Genomic DNA, 26,732 nt, shown 5'->3' with positions numbered 1-26,732 from the left:
CGATATGTTATTTGCAACAAAACGTCGTATGTCAATAAGCAGTCGGAGAATGGCAGTGGCAGTTGCAGCGGAGAGGACAAGCAGGGGGGCTGGTATTCGCCCGACGAGTGTGGTCGAAGGCGTTTATGACAGCATCTATCACCGGCTGATGTCCCTCGATATTGCGCCTGGTGCACGCATTCCGATCGATGTCCTCGCTCGCGAACTCGGCGTATCCCAGACGCCGATCCGCGAGGCGCTGAGCCGCTTGGAACGCGAGGGCCTCGTTCGCAAAGAGCATCTGATCGGCTATAGTGCAGCCCCGCAATGGACGCGCAAGCAGTTCGAAGACCTCTATGCTTTTCGCCTGCTGGTCGAACCCGAAGCTGCCCGGCTTGCCGCCGTCAACATGACTCCGGAGGCGCTCCAGCAGCTCGAGAATTCCGCGGCCGACATGGGCCACGGCGAGGCGCCGGTCGATCGGAACACACGCTACTCCCGCTTTGCCCGCGCCGATGCGCAGTTCCACGACGCGATCCTGAAAATCGCCGGAAACGACGTGATCCGCAGCACTCTGTCGAACCAGCATGTCCATCTGCACATCTTCCGGCTGATGTTCCACATCCGGGTGACTCAGGAGGCGCTCGAAGAGCATGAGAGCCTGCTGGCTGCCTTCCGGGCGCGCGATCCGCAGGCCGCATACTATGCCATGCGCGTCCACATCGAACGCTCGCGCGATCGTTTGCTTTCGGCGTTCGAATGAACGCCGCTCTGCCTTCCAATGCGGTAGCGCCGCCAAACCCCGCTGTTGCCGCACTCGCGGCTGAGGGTCTTGGCAAAGCCTACGGTCCGATTGCCGTCCTTTCGGGCGTCACGCTCGAGGTTCATGCTGGAGAGGTTCACGCCATTATCGGTGAGAACGGCGCCGGAAAATCGACGCTGATGAAGCTCCTTTCCGGCCATGTTGCCCCGACGGCCGGCCACCTGCTCCTGGAGGGGAAGTCGATCGAGTTCCGAAACGCGGTGGAGGCGGAAAATGCCGGCATTGTACTCGTGCACCAGGAAATCCTGCTCGCTGCGGACCTCACCGTTGCGGAAAACCTGTATTTGGGTCGCGAGGTCGGCCGAGGTCTGCTGGTCAATGACAAGGCGATGAACAGTCGTGCCGCCGAACTCCTCGCGCGGGTCGGTTCAGCGGCCCGGCCGCGCGACCGTGTGGGTGAGCTGCCGCTCGCCCAGCGCCAGCTCGTGCAGATCGCGCGCGCCCTTCTGGACGAGCGAAAGGTCGTCATTTTCGACGAGCCGACTGCGGTTCTCGCAAACGACGAAGTGGCGGCGCTGCTCGACATCGTTCGCAGCCTGCGCGATCACGGGGTTGCGGTGCTCTACATCTCCCATCGCCTCGATGAGGTTCAGGCGCTTGCCGACCGCGTCACCGTGCTTCGGGACGGCCGCATGATCGGGACTTGGCCGGCGGCCGGCCTCGGCCAGCGTGAAATGGCGGAGCTGATGGTCGGGCGGGAGCTGGAAATGCTCTATCCGCATAAGCGGCCAACCGCGACTGCGGCTCCGATCCTGTCAGTCACCAACCTTGCCGTCGACCACGGCTCGCAGAAGGTCTCATTTAGCGTCAGACCCGGCGAGGTGCTGGGTATCGGCGGCATGATCGGGGCGGGTCGTACCGAACTGATCGAGGGCCTGATGGGTCTTCGTCCGTCAGAGGTTGAAAGCATTGTCCTGAACGGCCGGCAGATCGGGAGCCGGTCCGTCGGCACCTTAATGGACGCCGGCCTGGTTTACCTCACCGAGGACCGCAAGGGCAAAGGCCTGCTCCTGGAGGAGAAGCTCGGTCCCAACCTCACCCTGCAGGCGCTGGACACGATCAATCCGGGTGTCCTTCTGGACAAGCGGGGAGAGCTTTCCCGCCTTCGAAAGGCGGTGGCCGATTACGACATCCGCGTTCGCTCGCTACGCCTCGAAGCCAGCCAGCTTTCGGGTGGGAACCAGCAGAAGCTGCTCCTTGCCAAGGTGATGATGGCCGACCCCTCGGTGATCATCATCGACGAGCCGACGCGCGGGATCGATATCGGCAACAAGAGCCAGATCTATGAATTCATCGACGGGATGGTGCGCGCCGGCAAGGCCTGCATCGTCATTTCGTCGGAAATGCCGGAACTGGTGGGTCTTTCCGACCGCGTTCTGGTGATGCGTGCCGGGAGGATCGTCGCTGAGCTGAGCGGCAATGAAATCAATGAGGAAAATGTCGTCTACGCCGCCACGACCGGTGGGCGCGCGGACGTCGGGGAGGAGAAACATGACCGCAGCGACAGCAACACTCGCACCCACTGACGAAGGAGCGCGCATCCGCTGGGCCGATCTGGCGCCCTTCATCGCTCTTGCGGTGATCGTGCTGTTCGGGGCGCTGGTGAACTCCAACTTCGTGTCGTCGGCCAATCTGATCAACGTCATTACGCGGAGCGCCTTCATCGCGATCATCGCCGTCGGGGCGACCTTCGTCATCTCGTCCGGCGGGCTCGACCTGTCCGTGGGTTCGATGATGGCCTTCGTCACCGGTATCATGATCATGGCGATGAACCAACTCGCCCCGGCATTTGGACCTTGGGCGATTCCGATGGGAGCGGGCATCGCGCTGCTGGTCGGAGCGCTGTGCGGCCTCTTCAACGGGCTTATCGTGACCGTCGGGCGAATAGAGCCCTTCATCGTGACGCTGGGCACGATGGGCATTTTCCGCGCCTTCATCACCTTCATGACCGATGGCGGCTCGCTGCCTATCGATCGCAGCCTCCGGGAAGCCTATCGTCCGGTCTATTTCGGCAGCGTCTTCGGCATTCCCTATCCGGTGCTCATCACCTTCGTCGTCGTCGTGGCCGGCGCCTTCCTGCTCTACAAGACCAAGTATGGCCGCCGCTTGAAGTCGGCGGGATCCAATGTCGAGGTCGCGCGCTTTTCAGGCGTCAACGTCGCCGGAGTGCGTACCGTCGCTTACGTGATCCAGGGCTTCTGCGTCGCCGTCGCTGCGATCTGCTATGTGCCCCGCCTCGGCGCGGCAACGCCAACGACCGGACAGCTCTGGGAGCTGCAGGTCATCACCGCGGTCGTGATCGGCGGCACGCTGCTCCGCGGCGGGCGGGGACGCATTGGCGGCACGGTGGCCGGCGCCCTCATCCTCGAGGTGATCGCCAACGTCATGGTTCTGTCGGACATGGTCTCGGAATACCTCGTCGCCGCCGTTCAGGGAGCGATCATCATCGTCGCCATGCTGGCGCACCGCTTTACTGCCAACCGCTGAAAACAGCACCGACTTCGAAGGAGGAGAAAATGAAGTCTATTATCCGCAAGGCTGGCCTCTTGTTATCGACGGCTACCCTGGTCCTGGCTCTGCCGCTGGGCAGCGCTCAGGCCCAGGAGAGGAACGTGACTGTCGCCGTCTCGATTCCGGCCGCAACGCATGGATGGACGGGAGGAGTCGTCTATCATGCAGAGCAGGCTGAGAAGGAGGTCGAGGCCGCCTTTCCAAATGTAGACGTCGTGCTGTCGACCGCGTCATCGGCGACCGCGCAGGTCTCCGCGCTTGAAGACCTGTCGGCGACCCGGAAGCTCGACGCGCTGGTCATTCTGCCGTTTACGTCGGAAGAACTGACCGGACCGGTCGAGCAGATCAAGGAAAAGGGCACCTTCATTTCCGTGGTCGACCGTGGCCTCACCGACCCGACGATCCAGGACCTCTATGTCGCCGGCGACAACATCGCCGTGGGTGCCAATACGGCGCGCTGGCTTTCCGATAAACTTGGCGGGGAGGGCGAGATCGTCGTCTTGCGCGGCATCCCGACCGTGATCGACGACGAACGCATCAAAGGCTTCTCGGACGTCATCAACAAGACGAACATCAAGATCCTCGATATCCAATACGCCAACTGGAACCAGGACGAAGCCTTCAAGCTCATGCAGGACTATCTCGCAAAGTACCCGAAGATCGACGCCGTCTGGGCCAACGACGACGACATGTTGCTCGGCGTCATCGAGGCCGTCGACCGCGCGGGCCGCAAGGACATAAAGTATGCCCTCGGCGGCAACGGCATGAAGCAAGTCATCGAAATGGTGAAGGAAGGCAATGAGCGCACACCGGTCTCGACCCCCTATCCGCCGTCGATGATCAAGTCGGCCATCTATATGACCGCGGCACAATTCTCCGGTCAGGCGCCGATGCGCGGTTCGTTCCTGCTCGGTGCACCGCTTATCACTCCGGAGAACGCCGACCAGTTCTACTTCCCCGATTCACCATTCTGAGTGTTGCCCGGCCTGCTGGCCGGGCATCGATCAAACACGAGAGCGGGTGAGAAAAATGTGCGGTTTTCCACCCGCATCCCGTGTCTCAACCTATCCAAGGCAACAGGAGATATGACATGAGCGGCAAGAAGATCCTCATGCTGACCGGCGAATTCACCGAAGAGTATGAAATCTACGTTTTTCAAAAGGGCATGGAGGCCGTCGGCCACACGGTGCACGTCGTCTGTCCGGACAAAAAGGCGGGCGACCGTATCAAAACCTCGCTGCACGACTTCGAGGGCGACCAGACCTACACGGAGAAGCTCGGCCACTACGCCGACATCAACAAGACGTTTTCCGAAGTGCGGGTCGAGGAATATGACGCTGTTTATGCAGCCGGCGGACGCGGCCCCGAATATATCCGCACCGACAAGCGCGTTCAGGACATGGTGCGGCACTTCCACGACACGGGCAAGCCGATCTTCACGATCTGCCATGGGGTGCAGATCCTCATGGCTGTGCCTGGCGTGCTGAAGGGCCGGAAGGTCGCCGGCCTTGGCGCCTGCGAGCCGGAGGTGACGGCTGTCGGTGGCATCTACATCGACGTGGAGCCCACCGGGGCCTATGTCGACGGCAACATGGTCTCGGCGAAGGGGTGGACGGGCCTCGCCGCTTTCATGCGCGAGTGCCTGAACGTGCTCGGCACGAAGATCACCCACACCTAATGGATTGAGGTGAGATCGACAACTGCGTGCCCTCGGGTCGTCGGCCCGAGGGCATTTGCGGCGAAAGCCGGTCGCGAGTGCGCTTTTGCTGCATAATCTGGAAACCGGGCTGACTATTTCCGCAGGATTTTCTCCATCGCCTTCCCCTTCGCCAGTTCATCGATCAGTTTGTCCAGGTAGCGGATTTCCCGCATGGTCGTATCCTGGATTTCTTCCACTCGGACGCCGCAGATCACCCCGGCAATCAACGATCGGGAGGGATTCATCCGAGGTGCTTGCGCAAAGAAGTTCTGGAAGTCGGTGTTCTTCGCCAGCTGATCGTCCAGGGCTTGTTGGCCATATCCCGTCAGCCAGCAGATGATCTGGTCGACCTCTGCCTTCGTGCGCCCTTTCTTCTCAGCCTTGGCGATATAGTGGGGATAGACGCTCGCGAGGCTGACCGAATAGATGCGATGCTTCTCCATGCGTCCTCCTGAACGTTCCGGATGTCCTACCGGCCCAGGATAGCTGACGGGCCGGCAAAAGACACAAGGCTGCTGCTTGTCGGGCCGCGCTATGTGTGTTTTCCTGATGCCCCCGTTAATTGTTTCCAAAGGACGGGAGCCTCCGAACCCGCCGATGCAATGAGCAGACTTGCTACTTAAACGAGGGATTTCTGGAATGGGTATAATCTGGACCATCATCATTGGCTTTGCCGCCGGCATCGTGGCGAAGATCGTCGTGCCCGGCGACAACGAACCGAAAGGCTTCGTCCTGACGACAATCCTGGGCATTATAGGGGCATTCGTCGCCTCATATCTGGGGCAGGCATTGGGGTGGTACAACGCCAATCAGGGCGCCGGGTTCATCGGAGCCATTGTCGGCGCCGTGATCGTTTTGCTCGTATGGGGTGCCGTCGCCCGGCGCGCTTAAGGTTTCACCAAGCAGAAAGGAACTGACATGGCCTCATCTCGCAACACCATGCCGTCGCTCGCGGCGCTATTGGGCCTGCTCGCGGTCGCTGGCTACCAGAACCGGGACAAGCTGGGACAGATCTTTCAGGACGCGAAGGGGGGCGCTCAGAACAGCGGCGGTATTCTCGGCGAACTCGGCAAGATGTTCGGTGGCTCCGAGGAAGGTTCGCTCAGCAAAGGCCTGGGAGAACTTGTCGATGCGTTCAAGAACGGTGGGAACCGGGAGGCCGCAGACTCCTGGGTAAGCGCCGAAAAGCCGTCTCAGGGCGTTTCGGCCGAACAGGTTGAAGCGTCGATCGGCAAGGATACCCTCCAGGAGTTGGCCGCGAAGACGGGCCTGGACTACAATGAGCTGCTGAAGCGCCTTTCGACATCGATCCCGGACGCGGTGGACAAGATGACCCCGAACGGTCGGTTGCCGCAGAACGATGAGGAAGTCCTTGGGCGGTCCGCGGGCCCCGCTTCCGCATAGCTAGATCGGCGGGATGCGCCACGTGTGTCCCGCCGTCCCTCGCGAACACCGACTACATGCGCGACCGGTGTTTCGGCAGGCGGCTATCTGCGCGATCTGGCGGCGAGGGATCGGCGAGGCGAGTGTGCGTCCGATCTGTGCAAGGAACTCGGGACGGAGCGCGTTCCGCTTTATCGATATGTCGTCCCCGAGGCGAACTGAGAGATTATGGAAAGCGGGTCCTTGGCTTGACGTAGGAGCAGAAGCTCTCCGCAAATGCATCCACCTCAGTGCCACAGGATCACAGGAATGAACGTCTCAAATGGCTTTCTCGGCTTCGCCGGTCACCTTTCTGACGGCCAAACGCCACGCGTGGTGATCTTCGGCGCCGGTCATGGAAGCACGTACCCTGGCAAGGATAGCAGCGGATACGCTCTAGCTGCTAACGCCATACGTGCCGCCAGCCAGGAAGATGCCTCGCTGATCGAGCATTGGGATTTCGACCTCGGTGGCCCGCTATTCGACGGCGGGCCAATCTCATGCGTCGACGCCGACGACATCCCTACCAGCATGCATGACAATGCCGGCAACCGGGCTGTGATTGAGGCGAAGACGCGTGAGATCTTGGCACTTCAAGCGGTCCCCATCCTCTTGGGCGGGGATTGTTCCGTGACCTTTCCGTTCCTCGCCGCTTTCGCAGATGACAGGCCGATTTGGGTTCTCCAGATCGATGCCCACATCGATTGGCGCGACGAGGTGGATGGTGAGCGCTATGGCTATTCGAGCCCAATGCGGCGGGCAAGTGAGATGGCGCATGTCGCCGGTATCGTGCAAGTAGGGCTACGCAGCGTCGGCAGCGCTCGCATGACCGATATCGAAGCGGCACGCCGCTATGGCAGCCGTTTTGTCACCGCACGCGAGGTGCATAGCCATGGTGTTGAGGCCGCTCTGCAACAAATCCCGGAGGGTGCGGGTGTTGTCATCACCCTCGACTGCGACAGCATCGATCCCAGCGTCATGCCGGGCGTGGCCGCGCGAACGCCGGGAGGGCTAACCTATACTCAGGTAATCGATCTCATCAGCGGCGTTACCAAGCGCGCACGGATCTCGGGATTTGATCTCGTGGAGTTTTACCCACCCGCAGATATCGACGGAACCTCAGCTCTGACCGCGGCACGCATCCTCGTCAATGTGATAGGTTCTGTCGTTCGGCAGGTTTGAGCCAAAAGCTTAGCGCTGGTTTCGCGCCCTCCCGCAAACGCCCCCAGCTTGCCAGTTTGCAAAAAAGATGAGAATACGGCTCCACTTACTTCGCCTGCGATGCGGATGCCGAACGACAGTGCAATTTCGTGCTCGCACCGACATATGGCGCCTTGAAGAGGAAGAACTGATCTACAAATGAGCTTCTGGCATTCCATGTCTTGGAAAACCGAAGGCATTCGGGTCACGGCGCCAGTCCAATGGCGCCAATACGATGGGATGGTCAGCGTCATTTGGGAGGCGGAAAGTCAACCGGGTGCCAGTGGCTATTATCTCGCGGACGATCCGCGCATCATGTTTTTCTTCAACGACGTCTCGTCGAACGTTCGCATTTCGAACCAGGACACTGATCTGGCGAGGAATTCGCGCCCGATGGCGCGTGCCGTGTATGTTCCTGCCGGTGTGCCGTTGTGGACGGGCAGTCTGAAGACACATAGCTTCAGCCACCTCAATCTGCACCTTCACAAGGATCGGGTGTTACGGTTTCTGGCTCCATCGGTTGGGAGCTCCGCAGCGCTGACGGCGTTGCGCCGTCCGGTCGAGCTTCAAAACGTGGCGGCAATCGATGCGTTGGCGAAGTTGCTGGCCGACGAAATAAAGAGCCCTTCCAAGCATGCAGTCTATGCGGAGAGCCTTGTAGGCAGCATCGTCGCGGGGCTTCTGGATATTCCTGCCGAGAAAGAGGAAAGGGCTGCCGGCAGGCTGACGCAGGCACAGATGAACAAACTCATCTCGCATATCGACGCGCTTGGTGATTATCGTATGTCCGTCGCCGATATGGCTGCCGTCGTTGGCCTGTCCGAAAGCTGGTTTGCAAACGTCTTCAAGCAGACAATGAGTAAGACACCGCTGCAGTGGCAACTTGCAAAGCGAGTCGAGCTTTCGAAAAAGCTGCTCGGCGAAAGCGACCTCCCGGTTGCCAGCATCGCCGCGCAGCTCGGCTTTTCCGATCAGGCACACCTGACGAAGGTCTTCCGCCAGATCGTTGGCGAAACGCCCGCGGCCTGGCGGCGGACGCGGCAATCCCGGCAACCGTGAAGATTCCGCCGGCAAGTCGCGGGCGGATGACTTGCCCTTACCAGGTCTGGCGCAGCGTCGCGAGAATGCTGCGTCCCGGATTGTAGTAGACCGCCCCGGAGTCCTTGCTCGCCACGTGTTTTTCGTCGAATAAATTGTTGACGTTCAGCTGGAACGTGGTGTTTTCCTGAACCTTGTAAGTAAAGGCTGCATCGAAGACGACTGCACTTTCCGACGATGAGCTGTTGGTGATGTCCGTGTAATAGGCGTCCGCGTAGCGAGCTCCGAGCCCGAACATCATGTCGCCCCGCGCGCCGTCGCCCTCCAGCGTGTAAGTGCCCCACACCGAAGCAATATTCTTGGGGACACGCATGAGGCGGTTGCCATCATTAGCACCGCCAGGTTCTTCAATCTTTGAATCGATGTAGCTGTAGGCGGCAATCACGCTGATATTGTTCGTTACCTCCGCCTTGGCTTCGAGTTCGAAACCACGATGTCTGACCCTTTCGACGGTTTGCGGCAGATAGGTGACCTGGTCAAAAACCGTAATGTTGCCTTTCGTCAGGTCGTAGACGGAAGCGGTGAACAAGGCCGGAAAGGCATCCGGACGATATTTGATCCCGACTTCATACTGCTTTCCCGTCGTGGGATCGCTACCTGCGGCAGGCGGCGCGGCCGACTCGGCGTAGCTGATGTAGGGCGCCAGTTCCTCGGTTATCTTGTAGCTCGCGCCGATTCGCGTCGTAAATTCACTGTGGTTGCCAGCCCTTGTGGTACCCGCAAGGAGGTTCGTCTCGGTAAGATCGAGCCAGTCATTGCGCAAGCCGACACTCACGGTGAGCTTGTCGAAAAACGTCAGATCCTGCTGCAGATAAATCGCGTTGGTCTGCTGGTCGTTGTTCGTGCTGGCATAAGGCGCCATCGCGCCGGGCCCACCTGAATAGATCGGGTTTTCCCAATCGATCGAAGGTGCAGGCGTGTAAAAGTTGGCACTGTCCGATTCGTATTTATTGTAGTCGGCACCTAAGAGCGTGCGGCTTTCCACATTGTCGAGACTTGCTTCGTAAATCAGGTGAGCATCGATGACGAATTGTTCAGTCGATTTCTCGTTTCCGAAGAAATAGCGACCCGCCACGGTCGAGCCATCGGTTGGCGTGCTGCCGATATAGGCACTGCCGAACCCGTCGTTCAGCTTGCTGTAGCGGGCGTTGGAGCTGACACTCAGGCCGTTGCCGAAATCGTGGTCGAAAAGAACGCTGTAGCTATTGCGGTTCGTCTCGGAAAAGTAATAGTCCGGCTCCCCAAAAAATTGATCCCTGTCGAAATCGGTCCCGAGTGGGTGGCCACCGCTCCCGGGAACTCCGTCCCTGTCGAGATGATCAAAGACAAATGTCAGATTTGTCGCGTCGGTGGGGCGCCACGTCAGGCCGCCCAAGACGAAGTTCTCGTCATCCTGAGAATAATCGTATTCCGCGTCCGAGCGCTGAGCTTTGCCGGTTAAACGGTAGGACAGGGTGTCGTCCGCTGTAAGGTTGTCACCGAAATCAAAGCCGAGTTCCTTATGCGAGAACGAGCCGCCCGTGCCATAGACTTCACCGAAACGATCGCTCTTCGGCGTTTTCGTGACATAGTTTATCGATCCGCCGGGTTCCGCCGCTCCAAAGCTTGAGGAGCTGGCGCCCTTCAACACCTCGATGCGCTCGAAGGCATAGGGCTCTTCCCGGACGCCTGCAAAGGTCCTGCCGATCGCCAAACCGTCGCGATACGTATACGGAGTGAAGCCGCGAATATCGAAGTAGTCGTAACGGTCGTCCGAACCATAAAAGTCGGTCACGACCCCCGCCGTATATTGTACGACTTGCTCGATGGTGTCGGCGGCGCGTTCCTCGATTTCTTTGGAGGTGATGACGGATACCGAGGCAGGGGCTACCAGGACATCGGTCGGCATCTTGCCGGCGCCGGTCGTTTCGGTGGCGACGATCGACTTTGAATCGTCCTCCGTATTGAGAACGCTTCCGCCACCGGTGCCGTGCGCCACAATAGTCTCCAGCACCGTTGCGTCGCCTTCAGTGCCTGCGTCCTGTGCGAACGAGAGGACAGGCGTTAAAGCAAAAAGTGCTGTGCAGCCCAACAGAAATGCGTTTCGTGAACGAAACGGTACCCTCGTTGGCCAGCGGCCGGTCTGATCGATGTCCATGTTCATGTTCCAATTGACGTAAATGCTGAAAGCGGGCCCCAATACCAACGCCCTTTGAGGTCTCCGAACTGCATCGCGTCCGGCCGTCCGCTACACAGGAAAGCTGCGCTCAACCGGCCCCGGCGTGAAGCCGTTCTCCCACGAGCCGCTATTAACTGGAGCAGTATTGTCCAGTATTGTATGTTTCCCCGGATTTGTACGATCCTCCGGAAATCTGCGCGCACTTTCTGGATATCGGCGGCTTTGCCGTTGACGCCGCTTAATTAAGCTGAGACTGGGGGTCAACTTAAAACCTTGGATGGAGTGTGGCGATGAGGCTGTTCCGTTTCGCTGTACTGGCAGTCATAGCCCTTCTTTGGACAGGCAGGCACGACAGTGCGTTCGCTGCCGAGAGTGCTGCGTATCCCATCACCATCGAGCATGCCTTCGGCAGCACCATCATCGCAAAGAAGCCGGAGCGTGTCGCAACCGTCGCCTGGGCGAACCATGAGGTGCCGCTGGCTCTGGGCATCGTTCCGGTTGGAATGGCGCGCGCCAACTTCGGCGATGATGACAATGATGGCATTCTGCCGTGGGTGGCCGCACGTCTCGGTGAACTCGAGGCTGAAAAGCCGGTGCTTTTCGACGAGGGGGATGGCATCGATTTCGAGGCGGTCGCCGCCACGCGACCGGACGTGATCCTTGCGGCCTATTCGGGCCTCAGTCAGGCGGACTACGACACGTTGAGCGAGATTGCACCTGTCATCGCCTATCCGCAGGCTCCCTGGTCCACCGACTGGCGCGAGACGATCAAGATGAACAGCGCGGGGCTCGGGATGGCTGCGGAAGGGGAAGCGCTGATAGCCGGCATCGAAGCTGAGATTGCCCTGACGCTTGAAGGATATCCCGAGCTCAAGGGCAAATCGGCAATGTTCATTACTCATCTCAGCTCATGGGACCTCAGCGTCGTCAATTTCTACACGACCAACGATACGCGAGTCAGGTTTTTCGCCGATCTCGGGCTCAGATCGCCGAAAAGCGTGGTGCAGGCTTCACAAGCCGGAAAGTTCTCAGGCTCCGTCAGCGCCGAGCAGATCGATGCTTTCGACGATGTCGATATTCTCGTTACTTACGGCGACGGGATGCTTTTCGATGCCTTGAAAGCCAACGCGCTGATGCAGCATATGCCTGCCGTTGCACGGGAATCGATCGTCATGCTCGGCAACAACGCGGTCGGCAATGCCGCCAATCCCACGCCACTGTCCATCAGATGGGTCCTGAAGGACTACGTGAAGCTGCTCAGCGAGGCAGTCAAGAAGTCAAAATGACCGCCGGGATCATCAAGACATCGGACGGGCGTTGGTCGCCCGTGTCCCGTTCCAGCCGGATGCGAAGTCTTTGGCTGGCAGCGCTTTTCGCGCTTCTGGTGGTCTTGCTTGTCGCCTCTGTTACGGTCGGCACACGCTATGTCGGGTGGGGCGATGTCGTCGCGGCACTCGGCGGCGCGCAGGATAATATCGGTCGCGCATCGGTCGCCTTGCGCATTCCGCGGACGTTGCTGGCCCTGCTTGCGGGGGGCGCTCTGGGGCTGGCCGGAGCCGTCATGCAGGGCGTGACCCGCAATCCGCTTGCAGACCCCGGCATTCTCGGCGTCAATATGGGGGCATCCCTCGCAGTTGTCATCGGCGTCGCCTGGTTCGGGATGTCGTCGCTGTACGCGTATATCTGGGTGGCCATCCTGGGTGCCGGATGCGCCGCGATCTTCGTCTATGCCATAGGTTCGCTGGGCAGGGGCGGCGCGACCCCTTTGAAACTGGCGCTGGCAGGCGCGGCAACGTCCGTCGCATTTGCGTCCATGGTCACTGCCGTCGTGCTGCCGCGTGGTGATATCGCAGGCGGTATTCATTCCTGGCAGATCGGTGGTGTTGGCGGCGCGACTTACGAGCGCATCCTTCCCTTGGTGCCGTTTCTGCTTGTTGGGTTCGTGATCAGCCTGCTGTCGGCCAGAAAACTCAACTCTCTTGCACTCGGTGACGAGCTTGCGACCGGGCTCGGCGAGAGCGTCGCAACCGCGCGGTCCGTTGCTTCCTTCGGCGCCATCCTTCTCTGCGGTGCGACGACGGCCATATGCGGGCCGATCGGCTTTCTCGGGCTGGTCGTGCCGCATCTCTGCCGCCTGTTGATTGGCGTGGACTATCGGTGGCTGCTGCCTTTTTCGACGCTGGCAGGTGCGTGCCTCCTGCTCGCGGCGGACATTGTCGGGCGCATCGTCGCGCGCCCTGCAGAGATCGACGTCGGCATCGTCACCGCCCTGATCGGTGCGCCATTCTTCATCTGGATCGTCCGGCGCCAGCGCGTGAGGGACCTGTGACAGCTCCCTCATCCACCCTTGGCGTCGTGATCGCACACCGTAGAAAAAGCGCGCGCAGGCACGCTGTCATTCTCGCGGTGTTGCTGACCCTGGTCGCAATGGTCTTCGCCGTCACCTTGTCGGTTGGGCAATCCGTCACGCCGCCGAGCGATGTTCTGCGCGTGCTCCTCGGTGAACCGGTTTCGGGCGCATCCTTTACGGTGGGGCAACTGAGATTGCCGCGCGCCGTGCTGTCGATCCTTGCAGGAATATGCTATGGACTGGGCGGCGTGGCGTTTCAGGTCATGTTGCGCAATCCGCTCGCCAGTCCCGATATCATCGGGATTACCTCTGGCGCTGGGGCGGCTGCCGTTTTCGCCATTGTAGTCCTGTCCATGGACGGGCCGATGGTTTCGGTTATCGCTGTCGTAGCAGGACTTGCCGTGGCGCTGCTCGTCTATGGCCTATCCTTTCGCAATGGGGTCGCCGGCACCAGGCTGATCCTTGTCGGCATTGGCGTTTCCGCCATGCTGCAAAGTGTCATCGCCTATATCCTTCAATCGGCGCCTGCATGGAGTTTGCAGGAAGCGATGCGTTGGCTGACCGGCAGCGTCAACGGCGCTCAGCTTGGCCAGGCGCTGCCGCTTCTGCTCGCCCTCCTGTTCTTCGGGGCGCTACTGCTCGTTCGCAGTCGCGATCTCGAGACATTGCGGCTGGGCGACGATACGGCGGCCGCTCTTGGAACAAGGGTCTCGCATACAAGGATGCTGGTGATTGTCGCCGCGGTCGGATTGATCGCGTCGGCGACCGCGGCAACGGGGCCGATCGCCTTCGTCGCTTTCCTGTCAGGCCCGATCGCCGGCCGGATCGTGCGAAACGCCGGCTCGGTGCTGATCCCGTCTGCACTGACGGGCGCCCTTCTCGTGCTTGCCGCCGATTATGTCGGGCAGCACCTTCTGCCGAGCCGCTACCCTGTGGGCGTCATAACCGGGGCGCTTGGCGCACCCTACCTGATCTATCTCATCGTTCGCATCAATCGGATCGGGGGGGCTTTATGACCGATCATCTGCTCGTCGCCAGCGGATTGACGGCCGGCTACGACAATACAGAAATCCTGCATGCGCTCGACCTCACCATTCCCCCGGGTAAAATCACGGTGATCGTCGGCGCAAATGCCTGTGGCAAGTCCACGTTTCTTCGCACGCTCTCGCGGCTGATCGCGCCCAGCAAGGGACAAGTTCTCCTCGACGGCAAGTCCATCCACCGGACACCGTCGCGAGATCTCGCCCGGACGCTGGGTCTGCTGCCGCAATCGCCGATCGCGCCGGAAGGCATTACCGTGGCCGACCTCGTCAGCAGGGGACGGCATCCGCATCAAAGCCTGTTTTCCCGCTGGACGCGACAAGACGACGAGGCGGTCGACCGCGCGCTTGAGGCGACAAAGACGTTCGACCTTGCCGAACGGCCGATCGACGAGCTCTCCGGCGGCCAAAGGCAGCGGGTCTGGATCGCCATGGCACTCGCGCAGCAGACCGAGATCCTGCTGCTCGACGAGCCGACGACCTTTCTCGACATCAACCATCAGATCGAGGTGCTCGATCTGCTGACCGATCTAAACAGCACGCGTGGAACGACGGTGGTCATGGTGCTGCACGATCTCAACCTTGCTGCCCGCTATGCCGACCATCTCGTGGCGATTGCCGGTGGGCGCGTGCACATTTCGGGCACTCCGGAAGGGGTGCTCACCGAAGAGACCGTGCGGCATGTTTTCGGCCTCGACAGTCGCGTCATCAGCGATCCCACCTCGGGCCGGCCGATCATGCTGCCGATCGGGCGACACCGGATGGCCGTCATCGACGACACGAGCGATGCACCACAAAAGGAGAGTCGCGCATGAACGCAATTCATTCATTCAAACTGTCCGGCGTAGCGGTCTGCGGCAGCGCTGCCGACATGCTCGACGAGATCTGCGAGCATTTTGTCGAACATGCCGAGGTCGAACGGATAGACGACCTGGCGGTGCTGCGGAGCGAGCTCGGCGTCGCTCGCATCGGCATTGCAAACGCGGGCCTGTCGATCGAGCTCGACTGCCCGACGCGTGAAATGCTGCACATGAGCCGCACGATCCTGGCGGAACATCTTTTCTATTTCGCCGAAGACCAACCGTTCGAATTGACCTGGTCGGAATCGATGTCCCTGTCGGTGCTGCCGAACCTTCATGAGGTGACCGTCGTCTCGGCGCACGATGTCACTCCGCATATGCGTCGCGTGATATTTTCCTGCGCCGATGTGACGCCTTTTGTGGGCGGCGACATGCATGTCCGCCTGCTGGTGCCGCCGAAGGGCAAACCGCCGGTATGGCCCGGCTCGCGGGAAGACGGCCGCATAGCGTGGCCGGAAGGCGAGAACACGCTTCTGGTTCGTGTCTATACCATCCGTGCCGTCGATTTGGATCGGGGCGAATTGTGGATCGATTTCTTGCAGCATCCCGCTCCTGGCGTACCGACTCCGGGTGCAGACTTTGCGCGCGACGCGCAGCCCGGAGACGTGGCCGCCCTGCTGGGGCCAGGCGCAGGCGGTCTGCCAGCGGAGCGCTCCATTTTGCTGATCGGCGACGAGAGCGCCCTACCAGCCATAGCACGGATCGCGGCCGAGGCTCCCGCTGAAACGCATATACGTGCCATCATCGAGGTTGAGGACAAGGCGGAAGAGCAACCGCTTCCGACCGATGGCGTGCTCGACGTGCGTTGGTTGCACAGGCGGAGCTACCCGGAAGATGCTGCCGACGTTCTCGTGTCCGAGGCGAAAGCAGCGATAGAAGCCGTCGATGCCGAAACGTTTGTTTGGGTTGCGTGCGAACGAAGAGACATACGAGCCATCAGGACCTTCCTCAAAGCGCGGCAACATGATCGCAGGAAGATGTATGTCGCTTGGTACTGGGAAAGAGATGTGAAAATCGCATAATATATTGACGGGAAGCTTGCCACGTGGGGCCTGGAGTGCCGCAGCCGATCTGTAATGTGTTCTCCGACGCTACAGCTGCTGATCGACGGCGTGTTCGCCGATGCCCGGCGTAGAAGTGCGAAGGTCTCACGTGTCGGCGTCGTGGTCCTCAATGGATGCAGGAGCCGCAAAATCGCTGGCGCTGGGACACTCTCGACAGTGAAAGCTATTGGTGGGCGGGCGGTTCGCATCCGCTCAAAGCGATGGACACTCTGAGGCTGGTCCGGGCCCGCAATGCTAGGCAGGTCCAGCGGATTCAACCTGGCCTGCAATCCATCTGCGCCAAGCGTGACGGAACGCATTCAGGCATCTCGGCTGGCAACGGGTAGCTCGCAACGCCATTTTCTGACGCTCAGGCCTGGATGCTGTCCAGACCAGTTGCTGACATACATGACGGAACGGAACATACATTGCGTCAACGAGTCTTGGATCTCGAGCTCCAGGCGCTCCTCACGGCACTTTTCGGGTGCCGACAAAAGGCACACCGTCAGTACAAGCGTTACCGGCTCCATGATAATCCCCTCCCGCGGTGAAATTAAGCACACGCGGATAGCGGCAATGACCGTATTGATGGGCCCTATGAACCCATTCAAGCCATGTGCGCCTTCCTTTTGGTGCACGAGCCGTTTCTGCAAGTTTCGGGTTCCAAGCTCTAATTTATGACCGTCACTGGGAACCCCGCAGTTCCAAAGGGAACAGTTTAGCGAAAACGGGTTCTGCCGATCCATTCTGACCGGCAGATGCTTGCGCTGCCGGTCTCCTTGGTAACTTCTTTCCTGGCTCAGATCTGCTTTCCTTGCTCAGATGTGCCAGTCGGCGTCGAGCGAATAGGCCTTGACATGATCGATCTTCATTTCGGCGCCATCCACGAGCCCGTCGTCCGGTGGGCCAGCCATCCCGCCAACCGCAAGATTGACAACCATGTACATCGGATCGTGCATGTCCGAGGGGGTGTCGGCGCGTGCGATTGCGGTATCGTCGAAGTACCAGACGATCTCCTCTTCCGTCCAAAGCACACCATATTTGTGAAAACCACTTGTATCGGTAACCCTGGCTGCGCTTGCGATGCTGGTCTGCGAACCGGTCTCACTGGAATGCACGGTGGCGATGACCGTATTTGGATCCTGGCCGTACATTTCGACCACATCCAGTTCCGGCGGCCAGGTGCCGTCGGCCGGCAGCAGCCAGAATGCCGGCCACGCCCCCTGATCATCGGGCATGTCGGCGCGCATCTCGAAGTAGCCGTAAGTCTGAGCAAATGACGAGTAGGTCGTCAGCATGCCGGAGGTATAATCATACCAGTTGGTTTCGGCTTGGATCGCCTGCGAGGCCGGCTTGGCGGTGATCGTCAGAACGCCGTCCGTCACGGAGAATGGATTGGCCGAGGCGGTCGGCTGATAGGTCGGATTGACGTACCATTGCAGCTCGTCGTTACCGGTGAGGGTCGCGCCCTTTTCGGGTGCCCACCAGTACTTCGGGTCCCAGACACCGCTGGTGCCGTCGTTGAGCTGAAGCGTGTTGAAGTCGTCGGAGAAGGTCTGCGTCAGAACGGATCGGTCCAGCGCCAGGCTGAACTGGCTCGCCTGCAGCTGATCGGCGGTCGTATTTGCAAAGACGAGACTCTCGCCATCGGCGAGGCTGAGCCTGAGATCCCCGCCTTCCTGGGCAACGTTGCCAAGAATGTGGTCGAATGACGTGAAACCATAACCTTCGAGCCTCACCATATCGTCGGCGCCGAAGTCGCTGATCAGGTCGCTACCGTTGCCCCTTTTGAAAGCGAAAGTGTCTGCACCACCCGCCCCGATGAGGATGTCGTTGCCGGTGCCACCATCGATCGTCTGGCTGCCTGAGCCACCGCTGATGATGTTGTCGGCACTATTGCCGAAGCCAAAACCTTCAGCGCCGGTGACCGTCAGGTTTTCGAAATTCTCCGGCAGGGAATAGCTCATCCAGGTCTTGATGGTATCGAGGCCGGCGCCGGGCGCCTCAGAGGCTCGGTTGGCCCCCGAATAAAGATAGTAGATATCGTCGCCTGTGCCCCCGATCATAGTGACATCGGTGGAACTGTCAGCCCACATCGAATCGTTGCCGGCCGTTCCGTAGAGCACCGGTCCCGACGCGCTGGCGGAAAACCATGCCGTAGAACTACCGCTATAGGACAGCGGCTCGCCTGGGGCATTCGTGACAGTTCTGCTCATCGAGAAGTCTCCTGTTTAGTGGCTTGACCCCCGCCCGCGGGGCCACCCCTAGCATCCCGTACTGTGACTTGTCGCACACACCTCCCGCCTTAACCGAACAAGATGGAGGTGCGGTGAGCATTGCAACAACCCACATTCGCAACTGGTGCGCGGTGCAGTGGCCGACGGGTACGACTGCGCCGCAGGCACCATGGCTCGCAAGTACGGGGGTCCATCACCTATCTGTAAAGCGGGTATTTGGTGGTTGTGTTGACTCTGTGGTGCACTCAGAAGGAAACAAGTGAAGACCAAGGAGGGTATTGCTGATGGCTGACGAGAATAACACCGGGTCAATTGCTGCGCCCGTAGCGCCGGACGTCGATCAGCGGCTAAGAAGAAGAGGTCGCCACGGCGCCGGAAGGGGCTGCCGAATCGGGGCGAGCTGTATCAGAGGCGCCGGCCGCTAAACCGAGGAGGTATAGCAAACAAGAGAGAAAGGAGAAGCTCAAGCTGATAGAGGCGCAAGTCGCCGAAGGCAATGGTACACTCAAAAACGCTATCAAGAGTGCCGGCATTTCGGAGCAAACCTACTCTCTGTGGAAGCGGACCGTTAAGCGGTTGAGCACAGGGCAGAGAAGCCTCTTCCCGCCGGCGAAGAGCTGGCGGATCTTGTTCGGCTCGAAGAAGAAAACCAGAGGCTCCGCAAGCTTCTGGCGGAAAAGTTGCGAGCGGAAAATGCCGAACTGCGCAAGGCTTGGGCTGGATTAATCACCACCGGAACGCGCGGCTCGCCATAAACCTGAATTCGCTCTCGTTTTCGCATCAATGCCGGCAAAATTTTGCGCTGCCGTTTCCTGCCGTCACTTCGCGAAAGGAAAGCGAGTTGGCGCGTGAGGCATAGAGCCGCCTCGCACGTGGAGGAGTTGAAGCGCGCGGAAAGGACTGTATTGATGCGCCGTCAGGAATGCCGCGGCGCCGAACGGCGTGGATCTCCCTCGATGAGCTCGCTGCCCTTGACGCAGACAACGAGCGGCTCAGGAGGCTGCTGGCGGAACAGCTTCATGCACAGAACTTGCTCCTCAAGAAGATGCTTGCGCGTTTGATGCGCGATAGCGGGATTGCATGCCGGCGCCCGATTTCGATCCTTCCCGGCAAGGTAGGCGTAATCCGACTATCGCCCGATGCACGCTACCGCTCGGGCCCGGGCGAGCGTATTATCGGAGTTCGGTTTCACGAGGATGGACGATTTGGATTTGCAGGTTTTCCGAGATTCGCTTGCCAAGCCACAGCCGCCCGCCGGTCTAAGCCATGCGCTGCAGGCGCTGTGGTGGGATGGAAAGGGCGATTGGGACAAGGCGCACGAAAGCGCGCAGGAGCACGAGGATAGCGCGGGCATGCGTGTGCATGCCTATCTCCATCGCAAGGAAGGTGATCAATCGAACGCCGAATATTGGTATCGCCGATGCGGTACCGCACCGTCGACCTTGACGGTCGATAAAGAATGGGAAGAGCTCGCACGGGCACTTTTGGAGCAAGTTTGAGTTCTGCTCCTCGCGAAGTGGTTCTGCATGTTTGACACGAGAGCGCATCAATGCGCGAGCCGCCGAATCGACGGCAGTATTTTTGATCCGCGGGCACTAGGAAGGCGCCATTGCCTATGGCCAAGGAACCCATCAGACGTCGGCTTGCAGCCATTCTGGCCGCTGACGCGGTCGGTTACAGCCGGCTCATGGAGCGGGACGAAAAAAGCACGCACACATTGCTTATGGCTCGGTGGAAAGAGGTGCTGGAGCCGCTCGTCGGCATTCACCAGGGCCGTGTCTTCAAGAGGACTGGCGACGGCGTGCTCGTCGAATTCGGCAGTGCGGTTAACGCCGTCGAATGCGCTGCAGCACTTCAACAGGCGATGGCGGCTGCCAACAGAGACCTGCCGGAAGACCGGGCCATCGTACTGCGCGTCGGTGTCAACCTCGGCGACATCATGGTTGAGGACAGCGATCTTTTCGGCGACGGCGTCAATGTAGCTGCCCGTATCGAAGCGCTTGCCGATCCCGGCGGCGTGGCGATTTCTGATGGAATTCATGAATATGTGCATGGTCGCACCGACATCGACTTCGTCGACAGCGGTTATCATGAAGTCAAGAACATCGAGCGGCCGGTGCACATCTGGACATGGTCGCCTAACGATCGCACGAGCGAGCCCCATGAAATTGCTGCCGAACCGCCCCCGCAGCTTCCGGCGAAGCCGTCCATTGCCGTCCTTCCATTCGACAATATGTCCGGCGACCCGGAACAAGGTTATTTCGCCGATGGCATCACCGAAGACATCATCACCGATCTCTCGAAGGTTTCCGGCCTTTTCGTAATCGCCCGGAATTCCTCTTTCGCCTACAAAGGCAAGACGCCGGACATCCGCAAGGTGAGCCGGGAACTCGGTGTACGCTACGTCTTGGAAGGCAGCGTACGCAGGGCAGCCGATCGCATCCGCATCAACGCCCAGATGATCGACGGTACGACCGGCGGCCATTTGTGGGCCGAGCGCTATGATCGCGGGCTTGAAGATATCTTCGCCGTACAGGACGAGGTGACGCGCACAATCGTCAACGCGCTGCGCGTGAAGCTGACGGCCGGCGAAGAGGAGCGACGCGAGAGCCGCGGCAAGGTCGACCCGCAGGCCTATGACCTGCTCGTCCGCTCTCGTCAGGCGATCCTGCAGTTCAGCGCGCTGTCGTCCATGGAGGCCCGCGGCATGCTGCACCGCGTCCTCGAGATCGATCCAGGGATGGCGGCTGCCCATGCTTCGCTTTCGATCATTGCCTTGACCGACTTCATCAATCAGTGGAACGGCGCGACGCCTGACAATCTCACACAGGCGCGCGAACTGGCCCAAAAGGCCATCGATACCGACGATACCGAGCCGCAAGGCCATTACACACTCGCGCTTGCCCTTTCCTGGATGCGGCGTCTGGACGAGGCGGAGCACGCTGCAGAGCGAGCGATCGAACTCGACCCCAATTCCGCCAACGCCTATACGGCACTCGGCACCATACGGGATTTCCAGGGCCGGCACGAAGAGGCCTTGACGCTGTACACACGAGCCCACCGGTTGGATCCGCAATTCGACCTGTCACTGCATTTCCAAGGGAGGGCCTTGTTGAATCTCGGGCGTTTTGACGAGGCCGAGGTAGCCTTCAAACGTCGGCTGATGCTTGCGCCCCGATCGGACATGACGCGCTTCTATCTTGCCTGCCTCTATGGTCGTACCGGGCGGCACGAAGAAGCGCGGGGCTATTGGCGGGAAGTATTGGGGGTCAATCCGAGCTTTTCCGTCGATCACCTGAGGCGATCTTTACCCTACCAAGATCCCCATCTGATGGACCGGATGGTGGAGGGACTCCGCGAGGCGGGAGTTTCCATCTAGAGCACTTCCGGGAAAGTGTGTAACGGTTTTCCTGCTAACATTTGGGAACAGGGGGTTGCAGATCTAGTTCAAAGGGCGCCGCCGTGGATTTCATGCTGATGGTTCGACCGCTTGAAATCTGGTTCAGGACATTCGTCCTCAGCGAATGGACATTCTACCAGCTTGGGATTATCGCCGCCGGTTACGTTTTCGCCTCCTTCGTCGCATCCAGATCCGAGCCGGCGATGGAAACGAGGGCTCGGCGCATCAAGGGCAATCCGGACCTGCTGCGCGTTATCATCGCCTTCATGCGCCGCCTGAAATGGCTTTTTCTGACCCTGTGGCTGTGGCTTGCGAACGTCATTCTCAAACAGGGGACCTGGCCGTCGCAGCGATGGCTGGTCTCTACGGCGCTATCCCTCGCGGCCGCCTGGTTCATAATTTCCGTCCTGACCAAAATCATCCGCAACCCGACCTTGTCGCGCCTGGTGGCGATCGTAAGCTGGGGATACCTCGCCGTATATGCCACCGGCCTTGACGGCCCTGTCCTGGCGGCGCTCGATGCTGCCGCCGTCAATCTGGGCGTGATGCGTCTTTCACTGCTGATCATTCTGAAGGCGGTTGTTCTGACAGTCGCCCTTATCTGGGTCGCAGTGCTCGTCGGCAATGTGCTTGCCCATTGGGTTCAGCGTTCCGGCGACCTTTCGCCATCGTTTAAAGTGCTGATCAGCAAGGTCATCAAGATCGTTCTGATCATGATGGCCGGTGCAGTCGCCTTGTCCGCGACGGGTATCGATCTCACGGCGTTGACGGTGTTTTCGGGTGCTGTCGGTGTCGGCGTCGGCTTCGGACTGCAGAAGGTCGTGTCCAATTTCATTTCCGGGATCATCATCCTGCTCGACAAGTCGATCAAGCCCGGCGACACCATCACGCTTGGAGACACGTTCGGGTCCATCCGCGACCTCCGTGCGCGTTTCGTGTCGGTGATTACCCGCGACGGGAAGGAATACCTCATCCCCAATGAGGACTTCATCTCGCAGCAGGTGGTGAACTGGTCGTTTTCCAGCGACTACGTCCGGATCGATGTCGATTTCGGCACGTCCTACGACAGCGATCCGCATGAGGTGGTACGGATCGCCATCGGCACGGCATCGAGCGTTCCCCGCGTCGTCAATGCCTACAAGGCGCCGGTCTGCTGGATGACCGCCTTTGGTGCCTCGTCGCTGGATTTCCGCCTCCGCTTCTGGATCTCGGATCCGGCCAACGGTCTGACGAATGTGCGCGGCCAAGTTCTGATGGCACTATGGGATGCCTTCAAAGAGGCGGGGATATCCATCCCCTTTCCCCATCGGGAAATCATCGTCAAGACGCCGGTGGAGATTCAGCGGCCACCGCGAGCATAGATTAGGCCTGATCGGCGGACAGGCGCTCCAGGATGCCGTCACTGCTGATTGTCCGGGGAAGGGGCGGAAAAGCCGTTGCGCGCGGCAATTTGCGAGGCCGTGGCGTTGAAGTGGTCGGCGTCGTCTCCGACGAGCAGGACCGGGTCGCAGCGCCTTCCGCATGTAAAGGTTGCCCGCCGCACGCCCTGGTGAACCGTCACCAGACGACCGCTTCCCGCGACGACATCCAGAATGAGGTTGGCCACTTCGGCACCCTCGCCGTCGATCACGATCAGGTTCGTGGAGCCGGGTGTCTTGCCGGTGAGGATCACGGTTCTGTCGTCGCTGAGGCTTGCCTGCGCTATTCCTGTATTGCCGATGATGACTGTGCTTGCAGGCCGAGGAAGCGCAACGGTCTTGGCAAAGTCAACGACAAGCCGCTCCACCCCTTCGGCTCCCATGCTTCGCTGCTGAACGGGAACGATCGCCGTTTTTGACTCGTCCGCTGCGGCGGGCCTAACCAGAGCTGACATTGCCAGCACCAAGACGGCCCCTGTTGAGCGCCTGTACATGGGAAAACTCCTGCTTTGATGACAGTGGGAGTCAACGGCTGGACGTCCCCTTGCGTTCCAGCCGGCTACAAAGAAGTGGCCGCTCGTTCACTCGATGAGCGATACCGTTCGACCGACCAGGATCTCCTTCGTCGGCGAGGCGCAGGTCTCCATCGTCGAATTTCCCGTGAAGGTTACCTGATCGGCAATGATCTGCGTACATCCTCCCGAAACGCTCGAGTTTCCGGTGAAGTCGATTTGGCCCGTCGGCGCGTAGAGGTTTCCAACCAGCGTCGACTCGGAATTGCCTGTTATCTGATGGACTACGCCGACACTTTTGCGGCTTGAGAAAAACAGCAGGCCGGCAAAAGGTCCGGTGGTCGGAGCGGACAGATCGATGTCACCGTTGCCGAGCAGATTGGCGGCCGCCGAATTGACGAAGAAAAAGGTGACGCCGTCGCCGGTGAGTTTTGCCCCGGCCGTTATCGTCAGTTCGCCGCCGTCTATGATATAGAGGCCAGGCTTCAGCGTGATCGTTCCCTTGATGTCGACTCCCCCGCAGAAACGGATTGCCTCGATCCCGCTTGCAAGCCGGTCGAAGGCATAGGTGGAGTTCGAGACATAGGTCAGATCTCGGCAGGGAAGCTGCTGAATGTGCAGTTTGTCCGGCTCGACGACGGATGCAAAGGGATCCGGCGTCGGTGGAACCTGCTGGACGGGTTTGCTGCAGCCGGTGAGCGTGAGGCCTGTCGTGGTTACGGCTTCGCCGACCGTATACACGCAATCGGTCGACATGAGCGCGCTGCCGTTCTTCATCAGAAAGGCGTCGGCCGCAGTTGAATTAGAGACCACGCTGCAGCCGGACAATCGAACATCCGTCGAGCCGGTTACGGTTACCGCGCCCGATGCGGAGTTCGACAGGGCAAGCACGCAGGCTTTCGAGCCGCCCGTGACCTGAGCGACTGCACGTGCCTTCATCGTAATGGTTCCCGCACCGAACACGGAAGAAAACAAGCGGGGATGGGTCTCGGTCAACTCGACCGTCACCTTGTTCGATCCGCCGGCAGAGCCCGGGGCCGTGGACACGGTGAGGCCGCCCGGCGAAAAACCCGAGCCGCCTGCGATCCTGCGCGCGGCGGCCTCGAGTGCGGATTGTTGATCACCTGCACGATGGCGCACGGCTGCGGCATAGGCCGATACGTCCGCAGCGTGCTGCAGCTTGCGCTTTTCCAGATACCAATAGCCCGTTTCGGCCCCCAATCCCATCGCCCCGACGAGGACCGGAAAAGCCACCGCAGCGATGACCGCGACGGTGCCGTGCTCCGCCTTCAGAAATCGCGGCGCGACCCCTGGCCGCCGAGGCGAACGGCTCGCTTCATCGATCGCGTCAATTCTCTTGCTCATCCACGTTTCCCGAAGCCGAAGCCTTTGCGTGCCGCTACTCGAAACCGCTGCATATCCTTGAAGAAATGCATCAGGGCTTTCCAGTGGGACGATATATCCCGCCCGCCGCCTGCCGGCGATTCGGCCAGTCGGCCTAGTCCGGATCGCAGCCCTTGCCTGGCGTTCCTAGTCCATCAGGTCGAATGGATATTCCTTGGCTTAATAGGCACATTCCGGACATTCCAACCGGCCCGTCGGCCCTTGTGCATGAGGCATCGAAGATGATCTCGACATCCGCAGCCTGGCTCGCTTTTTTTGTCTTTGCCGGAGCGATGACTTACGCCGGCATCAGGGATGTGGTGACGATGACCATATCCAACCGCCTGGTGGTCTCCCTGGTGATCGCCTTCGCCCTTCTTGCGCCCGCTGCAGGCCTGGACCTCGCGACGGTTACGTCGAGCGTTCTTGTTGCCTCCGCCGTGCTCGCTTGCACTTTCGTCCTCTTTGCTGCCGGCTGGATCGGCGGCGGTGACGCGAAACTCCTGCCTGTCGCCGTGCTCTGGCTCGGCGCCGACCTTGCGCTCCCCTTCATCCTCTACACGTCGGTGATCGGCGCGGCCCTGACGGTTGGGCTTCTTCAGCTTCGACGAGTGCCTCTGCCGCTCGTCCTGAAGAAAAATGCCTGGGCGAAGCGTCTTCTCGACCGCGAGACGGGCATTCCCTATGGCGCGGCAATGGCGCCGGCTGCCCTTTTGCTGCTGCCGGAAAGCCACTGGTGCTCCGCCCTTCTTTGATCGACCGCGCCACGGTCCGCTTGCGCAAGACGAGGTTTAATCCATGATCCGTATCGTCATTCTTCTGCTCGCACTGGCATCCGGTGGAGCCGCCTTCTGGCTGGCGCTCGGCGTCGGCGACGAGCCCGCGGTCGAGGTTGCTGAGGTTCGGGAAGCGCCTTCGCAGGAGGTGCTCGTGGCCGCCGCAGAGCTCAAGCGCGGTGCGGCGATCGACGAGAGCCACCTGCGCTGGCAGCCCTGGGAGGGCGAAATTCCCCCTGTCTTCATAAGCCGCAGCTCCAGCCCGGACGCGACGACAGCGCTAAAAGGTTCTCTGGCCCTGAGCGACTTCGTTGCGGGTGAGCCCATCCGCGAAGACAAGCTGGCGCAGCGCGGCACGGGTTACCTGTCGAGTCTTCTGCCTTCGGGAAAGCGGGCGATCGCGGTTCGCGTCACGGCCGAAAGCACGGCCGGCGGATTTATCCTGCCGAACGATCACGTCGACGTGGTTCACACCGCCGCCCGCCCGGACGCCTCCGGCGACGCCGGCAAGGTCGTCAGCCGCGCGATCCTGTCCAATATTCGCGTCCTTGCAGTCGATCAGACCGTCTCGCAGGCAGCCGATGGAACCTCGGTCATCGGCAAGACCGCGACGCTGGAAGTGGATCCGGAACAGATCGCAGCCGTCGCGGCCGCCGAGGCTTCCGGCACCGTCTCGCTCGCACTTCGTGCGATCACCGACAACCACGAGGCCTCTGTCGTCGAGTCCGAGGGAACCAGACGCGGCGTGGTGCGCTTCTTCAACGGCGGACGCATGTCGATGGTGGAGGTTCCCTCCCGTTCCGACGGCAGCTGATCCATTTAC

The 26,732-nt window shown here is 60.4% G+C and carries 25 protein-coding genes and 1 pseudogene; 20 read left to right on the top strand and 6 right to left on the bottom strand.

Annotation, left to right across the window (positions count from 1 at the left end):
- Positions 1 to 49 precede the first annotated feature (49 nt).
- The 5 genes from AC5J09_RS02995 to AC5J09_RS02975 all read left to right on the top strand — a co-directional run bounded on the left by AC5J09_RS02995 (position 50) and on the right by AC5J09_RS02975 (position 4,991).
- Complete coding sequence (locus AC5J09_RS02995) at positions 50 to 742, top strand: GntR family transcriptional regulator (RefSeq protein ID WP_494296850.1); 693 nt, start codon at positions 50 to 52, stop codon at positions 740 to 742.
- A complete protein-coding gene (locus AC5J09_RS02990) occupies positions 739 to 2,328 on the top strand; it encodes a sugar ABC transporter ATP-binding protein (RefSeq protein ID WP_494296849.1) in 1,590 nt (529 codons plus the stop codon). The genes AC5J09_RS02995 and AC5J09_RS02990 overlap by 4 nt, the downstream gene beginning before the upstream one ends.
- Complete coding sequence (locus tag AC5J09_RS02985; RefSeq protein WP_324764699.1) at positions 2,294 to 3,289, top strand: ABC transporter permease; 996 nt, start codon at positions 2,294 to 2,296, stop codon at positions 3,287 to 3,289. The genes AC5J09_RS02990 and AC5J09_RS02985 overlap by 35 nt, the downstream gene beginning before the upstream one ends.
- A gap of 29 nt (positions 3,290 to 3,318) precedes the next feature.
- Positions 3,319 to 4,287, top strand: coding sequence for a substrate-binding domain-containing protein (locus tag AC5J09_RS02980; protein WP_100673494.1), 969 nt, complete (start codon positions 3,319 to 3,321; stop codon positions 4,285 to 4,287).
- A gap of 116 nt (positions 4,288 to 4,403) precedes the next feature.
- Entirely contained in the window at positions 4,404 to 4,991 is a 588-nt protein-coding gene (locus tag AC5J09_RS02975; RefSeq protein ID WP_018096406.1) for a DJ-1/PfpI family protein, read from the top strand.
- Between the two features lie 113 nt (positions 4,992 to 5,104).
- Here the strand turns inward: AC5J09_RS02975 and AC5J09_RS02970 are convergent, their stop codons facing one another.
- Positions 5,105 to 5,455, bottom strand: a complete 351-nt coding sequence (locus AC5J09_RS02970) for a DUF2200 domain-containing protein (protein WP_494296847.1) — start codon at positions 5,453 to 5,455, stop codon at positions 5,105 to 5,107.
- A 196-nt stretch (positions 5,456 to 5,651) separates the two neighbouring features.
- On the opposite strand from AC5J09_RS02970, the gene AC5J09_RS02965 reads away from it, so the two are divergent.
- From AC5J09_RS02965 to AC5J09_RS02950, 4 genes are all read left to right on the top strand, one after another.
- Positions 5,652 to 5,903 (top strand): GlsB/YeaQ/YmgE family stress response membrane protein, encoded by a 252-nt coding sequence (locus AC5J09_RS02965; RefSeq protein WP_494296846.1) that lies wholly within the window; start codon positions 5,652 to 5,654, stop codon positions 5,901 to 5,903.
- Between the two features lie 27 nt (positions 5,904 to 5,930).
- A complete protein-coding gene (locus AC5J09_RS02960; protein ID WP_437405389.1) occupies positions 5,931 to 6,416 on the top strand; it encodes a YidB family protein in 486 nt (161 codons plus the stop codon).
- 288 nt (positions 6,417 to 6,704) lie between these two features.
- Positions 6,705 to 7,616, top strand: a complete 912-nt coding sequence (locus AC5J09_RS02955; protein WP_494296845.1) for an agmatinase — start codon at positions 6,705 to 6,707, stop codon at positions 7,614 to 7,616.
- A 177-nt stretch (positions 7,617 to 7,793) separates the two neighbouring features.
- Complete coding sequence (locus AC5J09_RS02950; protein WP_494296844.1) at positions 7,794 to 8,693, top strand: helix-turn-helix domain-containing protein; 900 nt, start codon at positions 7,794 to 7,796, stop codon at positions 8,691 to 8,693.
- Positions 8,694 to 8,730: 37 nt separating this feature from the next.
- Here AC5J09_RS02950 and AC5J09_RS02945 read toward each other — a convergent pair whose 3' ends face one another.
- Positions 8,731 to 10,869 (bottom strand): TonB-dependent siderophore receptor, encoded by a 2,139-nt coding sequence (locus AC5J09_RS02945; RefSeq protein WP_494296843.1) that lies wholly within the window; start codon positions 10,867 to 10,869, stop codon positions 8,731 to 8,733.
- Between the two features lie 311 nt (positions 10,870 to 11,180).
- Here AC5J09_RS02945 and AC5J09_RS02940 point away from each other — a divergent pair, with 311 nt between their 5' ends.
- From AC5J09_RS02940 to AC5J09_RS02920, 5 genes are read left to right on the top strand one after another with little or no spacing between them, the layout of a single operon-like run.
- A complete protein-coding gene (locus AC5J09_RS02940; protein WP_494296842.1) occupies positions 11,181 to 12,176 on the top strand; it encodes an iron-siderophore ABC transporter substrate-binding protein in 996 nt (331 codons plus the stop codon).
- Positions 12,173 to 13,219: a FecCD family ABC transporter permease gene (locus AC5J09_RS02935; protein WP_494296841.1), complete on the top strand. Its 1,047-nt coding sequence runs from the start codon at positions 12,173 to 12,175 to the stop codon at positions 13,217 to 13,219. Before AC5J09_RS02940 ends, AC5J09_RS02935 begins: the two co-directional genes overlap by 4 nt.
- Positions 13,216 to 14,256: a FecCD family ABC transporter permease gene (locus AC5J09_RS02930; protein WP_494296840.1), complete on the top strand. Its 1,041-nt coding sequence runs from the start codon at positions 13,216 to 13,218 to the stop codon at positions 14,254 to 14,256. The genes AC5J09_RS02935 and AC5J09_RS02930 overlap by 4 nt, the downstream gene beginning before the upstream one ends.
- The gene (locus tag AC5J09_RS02925) at positions 14,253 to 15,095 is read left to right on the top strand and encodes an ABC transporter ATP-binding protein (RefSeq protein ID WP_494296839.1); all 843 of its coding nucleotides are present in this window, start codon (positions 14,253 to 14,255) and stop codon (positions 15,093 to 15,095) included. The genes AC5J09_RS02930 and AC5J09_RS02925 overlap by 4 nt, the downstream gene beginning before the upstream one ends.
- Positions 15,092 to 16,162 carry a DUF2218 domain-containing protein gene (locus AC5J09_RS02920; RefSeq protein ID WP_494296838.1) on the top strand — a complete coding sequence of 357 codons (1,071 nt, stop codon included), beginning with the start codon at positions 15,092 to 15,094 and terminating at the stop codon, positions 16,160 to 16,162. The genes AC5J09_RS02925 and AC5J09_RS02920 overlap by 4 nt, the downstream gene beginning before the upstream one ends.
- A gap of 341 nt (positions 16,163 to 16,503) precedes the next feature.
- Here the strand turns inward: AC5J09_RS02920 and AC5J09_RS02915 are convergent, their stop codons facing one another.
- Together AC5J09_RS02915 and eglC are read right to left on the bottom strand one after the other, a co-directional pair.
- Complete coding sequence (locus tag AC5J09_RS02915) at positions 16,504 to 16,713, bottom strand: hypothetical protein (RefSeq protein ID WP_100673572.1); 210 nt, start codon at positions 16,711 to 16,713, stop codon at positions 16,504 to 16,506.
- Positions 16,714 to 17,001: 288 nt separating this feature from the next.
- The gene (gene eglC / locus AC5J09_RS02910; protein WP_494296837.1) at positions 17,002 to 18,399 is read right to left on the bottom strand and encodes an endo-1,3-1,4-beta-glycanase EglC; all 1,398 of its coding nucleotides are present in this window, start codon (positions 18,397 to 18,399) and stop codon (positions 17,002 to 17,004) included.
- A gap of 305 nt (positions 18,400 to 18,704) precedes the next feature.
- Between eglC and AC5J09_RS02905 the strand changes: the two are divergent.
- The 4 genes and pseudogenes from AC5J09_RS02905 (at position 18,705) to AC5J09_RS02890 (ending at position 23,181) form a co-directional block, all read left to right on the top strand.
- Positions 18,705 to 19,146, top strand: a pseudogene (locus tag AC5J09_RS02905) (transposase).
- A gap of 470 nt (positions 19,147 to 19,616) precedes the next feature.
- Entirely contained in the window at positions 19,617 to 19,919 is a 303-nt protein-coding gene (locus AC5J09_RS02900) for a hypothetical protein (RefSeq protein ID WP_338279772.1), read from the top strand.
- Between the two features lie 116 nt (positions 19,920 to 20,035).
- Positions 20,036 to 21,799 carry a tetratricopeptide repeat protein gene (locus AC5J09_RS02895; RefSeq protein ID WP_338279770.1) on the top strand — a complete coding sequence of 588 codons (1,764 nt, stop codon included), beginning with the start codon at positions 20,036 to 20,038 and terminating at the stop codon, positions 21,797 to 21,799.
- Between the two features lie 98 nt (positions 21,800 to 21,897).
- Positions 21,898 to 23,181 carry a mechanosensitive ion channel family protein gene (locus tag AC5J09_RS02890; protein WP_494296836.1) on the top strand — a complete coding sequence of 428 codons (1,284 nt, stop codon included), beginning with the start codon at positions 21,898 to 21,900 and terminating at the stop codon, positions 23,179 to 23,181.
- Positions 23,182 to 23,219: 38 nt separating this feature from the next.
- Here AC5J09_RS02890 and AC5J09_RS02885 read toward each other — a convergent pair whose 3' ends face one another.
- Both AC5J09_RS02885 and AC5J09_RS02880 read right to left on the bottom strand, forming a co-directional pair.
- Positions 23,220 to 23,732, bottom strand: a complete 513-nt coding sequence (locus AC5J09_RS02885) for a pilus assembly protein N-terminal domain-containing protein (RefSeq protein ID WP_494296835.1) — start codon at positions 23,730 to 23,732, stop codon at positions 23,220 to 23,222.
- 87 nt (positions 23,733 to 23,819) lie between these two features.
- Positions 23,820 to 25,115: a pilus assembly protein TadG-related protein gene (locus AC5J09_RS02880; RefSeq protein WP_494296834.1), complete on the bottom strand. Its 1,296-nt coding sequence runs from the start codon at positions 25,113 to 25,115 to the stop codon at positions 23,820 to 23,822.
- Between the two features lie 260 nt (positions 25,116 to 25,375).
- Here AC5J09_RS02880 and AC5J09_RS02875 point away from each other — a divergent pair, with 260 nt between their 5' ends.
- Both AC5J09_RS02875 and cpaB read left to right on the top strand, forming a co-directional pair.
- Positions 25,376 to 25,888, top strand: a complete 513-nt coding sequence (locus AC5J09_RS02875) for an A24 family peptidase (protein WP_100673453.1) — start codon at positions 25,376 to 25,378, stop codon at positions 25,886 to 25,888.
- 43 nt (positions 25,889 to 25,931) lie between these two features.
- A complete protein-coding gene (gene cpaB, locus AC5J09_RS02870) occupies positions 25,932 to 26,723 on the top strand; it encodes a Flp pilus assembly protein CpaB (protein ID WP_494296833.1) in 792 nt (263 codons plus the stop codon).
- The last annotated feature ends 9 nt before the right edge of the window (positions 26,724 to 26,732 follow it).

Source organism: Sinorhizobium sp., assembly GCF_059070375.1.
The sequence above is the reverse complement of the archived record's forward strand: the minus strand, read 5'-3'. Positions and strand labels throughout refer to the sequence as shown.

Coding starts and splice junctions, on each gene's coding strand:
- AC5J09_RS02880 (WP_494296834.1), bottom strand. CDS start 25,115: ATGAGCAAGAGAATTGACGCGATCGATGAAGCGAGCCGTTCGCCTCGG.
- AC5J09_RS02945 (WP_494296843.1), bottom strand. CDS start 10,869: ATGGACATCGATCAGACCGGCCGCTGGCCAACGAGGGTACCGTTTCGT.
- AC5J09_RS02915 (WP_100673572.1), bottom strand. CDS start 16,713: ATGGAGCCGGTAACGCTTGTACTGACGGTGTGCCTTTTGTCGGCACCC.
- AC5J09_RS02975 (WP_018096406.1), top strand. CDS start 4,404: ATGAGCGGCAAGAAGATCCTCATGCTGACCGGCGAATTCACCGAAGAG.
- AC5J09_RS02960 (WP_437405389.1), top strand. CDS start 5,931: ATGGCCTCATCTCGCAACACCATGCCGTCGCTCGCGGCGCTATTGGGC.
- AC5J09_RS02875 (WP_100673453.1), top strand. CDS start 25,376: ATGATCTCGACATCCGCAGCCTGGCTCGCTTTTTTTGTCTTTGCCGGA.
- AC5J09_RS02885 (WP_494296835.1), bottom strand. CDS start 23,732: ATGTACAGGCGCTCAACAGGGGCCGTCTTGGTGCTGGCAATGTCAGCT.
- AC5J09_RS02935 (WP_494296841.1), top strand. CDS start 12,173: ATGACCGCCGGGATCATCAAGACATCGGACGGGCGTTGGTCGCCCGTG.
- AC5J09_RS02970 (WP_494296847.1), bottom strand. CDS start 5,455: ATGGAGAAGCATCGCATCTATTCGGTCAGCCTCGCGAGCGTCTATCCC.
- AC5J09_RS02890 (WP_494296836.1), top strand. CDS start 21,898: ATGGTTCGACCGCTTGAAATCTGGTTCAGGACATTCGTCCTCAGCGAA.
- AC5J09_RS02925 (WP_494296839.1), top strand. CDS start 14,253: ATGACCGATCATCTGCTCGTCGCCAGCGGATTGACGGCCGGCTACGAC.
- AC5J09_RS02965 (WP_494296846.1), top strand. CDS start 5,652: ATGGGTATAATCTGGACCATCATCATTGGCTTTGCCGCCGGCATCGTG.
- AC5J09_RS02980 (WP_100673494.1), top strand. CDS start 3,319: ATGAAGTCTATTATCCGCAAGGCTGGCCTCTTGTTATCGACGGCTACC.
- AC5J09_RS02950 (WP_494296844.1), top strand. CDS start 7,794: ATGAGCTTCTGGCATTCCATGTCTTGGAAAACCGAAGGCATTCGGGTC.
- AC5J09_RS02900 (WP_338279772.1), top strand. CDS start 19,617: ATGGACGATTTGGATTTGCAGGTTTTCCGAGATTCGCTTGCCAAGCCA.
- AC5J09_RS02955 (WP_494296845.1), top strand. CDS start 6,705: ATGAACGTCTCAAATGGCTTTCTCGGCTTCGCCGGTCACCTTTCTGAC.
- AC5J09_RS02920 (WP_494296838.1), top strand. CDS start 15,092: ATGAACGCAATTCATTCATTCAAACTGTCCGGCGTAGCGGTCTGCGGC.
- AC5J09_RS02990 (WP_494296849.1), top strand. CDS start 739: ATGAACGCCGCTCTGCCTTCCAATGCGGTAGCGCCGCCAAACCCCGCT.
- eglC (WP_494296837.1), bottom strand. CDS start 18,399: ATGAGCAGAACTGTCACGAATGCCCCAGGCGAGCCGCTGTCCTATAGC.
- AC5J09_RS02895 (WP_338279770.1), top strand. CDS start 20,036: ATGGCCAAGGAACCCATCAGACGTCGGCTTGCAGCCATTCTGGCCGCT.
- AC5J09_RS02940 (WP_494296842.1), top strand. CDS start 11,181: ATGAGGCTGTTCCGTTTCGCTGTACTGGCAGTCATAGCCCTTCTTTGG.
- AC5J09_RS02995 (WP_494296850.1), top strand. CDS start 50: ATGGCAGTGGCAGTTGCAGCGGAGAGGACAAGCAGGGGGGCTGGTATT.
- cpaB (WP_494296833.1), top strand. CDS start 25,932: ATGATCCGTATCGTCATTCTTCTGCTCGCACTGGCATCCGGTGGAGCC.
- AC5J09_RS02985 (WP_324764699.1), top strand. CDS start 2,294: ATGACCGCAGCGACAGCAACACTCGCACCCACTGACGAAGGAGCGCGC.